The sequence below is a fragment of the Siphonobacter sp. BAB-5405 genome, from assembly GCF_002872335.1.
Lineage (GTDB): Bacteria > Bacteroidota > Bacteroidia > Cytophagales > Spirosomataceae > Siphonobacter.
In genome coordinates this window covers 1-2,166 of sequence record NZ_NJAG01000074.1, presented here as the reverse complement: position 1 = coordinate 2,166, position 2,166 = coordinate 1, and the positions used below count along the sequence as shown (strand labels likewise).

General features: G+C 42.8%; 1 protein-coding gene and 1 pseudogene. One reads left to right on the top strand and one right to left on the bottom strand.

All coding sequences use genetic code 11. The features are described 5' to 3' along the window. Positions 1–299, bottom strand: a pseudogene (locus BWI97_RS25465) (DUF3800 domain-containing protein); the annotation flags it as partial. A gap of 364 nt (positions 300–663) precedes the next feature. Between BWI97_RS25465 and BWI97_RS25460 the strand changes: the two are divergent. Next, a partial coding sequence (locus BWI97_RS25460) for a DEAD/DEAH box helicase family protein (protein WP_146011036.1) occupies positions 664–2,166 on the top strand: 1,503 nt, incomplete at its 3' end.

The window sequence follows — 2,166 nt, the reverse complement described above, 5'->3', positions numbered from 1 at the left end:
AAGCCCTCCCCCACCAGTAAGCGTTTATCAACGATGATGGCCAGAATTTGAAAGGGGGCCTTGAGCAGTTCGTTTAAGATCAACTGGCGACGGGCATCGTTATTACCCACTTTCGAGGACTTCATGGCTCCGCTCTGAAAGTATTTGCTTCGCACCTGTTCAATCTGAGCTTCTGCTTCCGTTAGACTTGATTTAGGCAACGTAAGGGCGGTTACGATAAAATGGGTGGAGACGCCTTTCGACGCAAAATTCAGACCATTGTTTGCCCACTCATCCAGAAATGCAAGCTGCTCAGACATATAGTTTCTATTTCTTGCTAATGCGTATTCATAATCCATTACAACCTACTACATAAAACTTAGATTACCTTACAGTAACGGTTAGGTAGTGGAATCAAGGTAATGAAGCGAGCAAAAAGATTAAAAGAATGCCCTTGCAATAGTTAACTTAAATAACTACCTATAGCATGACTTTATAAAGCTCTTTATTCGTATTTATTCACTTTCTTTCAATAAAATATCTTCTCATTGATCCTAGTCTATTGCCTTTAAAGCTTCTTATTACAGTGTTTTTTTACTTATCACATGGATTGTTTGTAACTGATTAGAGTGAATATTGGAGAAAGTATTAATTTTATCGTTCCCGCATCCGTCCTACTTATTTATGTTGTCTAATTTTTCCTTTTTAGCACCTGAGTTTTCCATTCTGGCTAATATTGGTGAGTCCGCCGAGTTTCTTTTATTTACAGATCCAGCTTCCAGCTTGTCCAAGCTTCGTTTATTTGGAGAAAAGCTAACGGAGTTACTGTTTGAAAAACATTCTTTAGCATTTCCTTACGAGAACAATTTTCATTACCGGCTCCTTACGCTTAAGGATGAAAACATTCTTCCTGCTACGGTAAAGGACATTCTCTTTCTCATTAAAAAAGTTGGAAATAGAGCGGTCCATGACGGATCGGCCTTGGAGCGAGATGCCAAAGACGGCCTACGAAGTATGTTTAACGTAGCCCGCTGGTTTTTCGAAACGTACGCCAAAGAAGAAAAGGATTTAAGTTCTCTTTTTTACCAGGAACCCACTTATGTAGATACTAGACTAGCTTTACAAAAGCTGGAAGAAGACTACAGAAAATTAGAGAAACGGTTGAATGATTTACTAGCTGAACGTGATACTGAAGGCCTCAGTTCATCGGCTCAGCAGGTCATTCAGCAACGATCCGAACGAGCGGCCCGAAAAGTAGAAATGTCGGAAGCTCAAACGCGTGAGCTGATTGATCTTATGCTACGGGAAGCAGGTTGGGAGGTAGATACAGAAACGATTAACTTCAAGAAAAACAGAACCTTACCCGAAACCGGTAAAAATAAAGCGATCGCTGAATGGCCTGCGGGTCCCTTATGGGCTGATTACGCACTGTTTATCGGTACGGAACTATATGGCTTTGTCGAAGCTAAACGCTATAATCAGGATATTTCAACGGATCTCAGGCAGTCGAAAGTATATGCCGAGCGGGTAAAAGCCGAACATGGAGCAACTTTATTGGGACAGTGGGGAGCTTATCAAGTACCCTTTTTGTTTTCAACCAATGGGCGACCTTACCTCAAACAGATTGAAACCAAAAGCGGCATTTGGTTTCTGGATGCTCGCCAACCTACCAATCACGCCAAAGCCTTACAAGGTTGGTATTCGCCCCAGGGATTAATCAACCTTCGGGAAAGAGATATTCAACGGGCTAATGAGAAATTGCAGCAGACGCCGCTTGATTTTCTAGAAAGTAAAACAGGCCTTGGTCTTCGTAAATACCAGATTGATGCCATTCGGGCGGTTGAAAATCATATCATTCAATCGCCACACCATCGAAAAGCTCTGGTAGCGATGGCTACCGGTACGGGAAAAACCCGAACGATCATCGGACTTTGTTACCACCTGATTCAGACCAATCGCTTTAGTCGAATTCTGTTTTTAGTGGATCGTACCCTCCTAGGTACCCAGGCCAGCGAGGCCTTCAAAGACAACAAAGTAGCCGATCTGAATACCTTCGCGGACATTTATGAAGTAAAGGGCATTAAGCACGTATTGCCGGGTCCGGATACCCGTTTGCATTTTGCAACGGTTCAGGGCATGGTGAAACGTTTATTCTACAACGAAAGCGAAGGCACATTACCTTCCGTG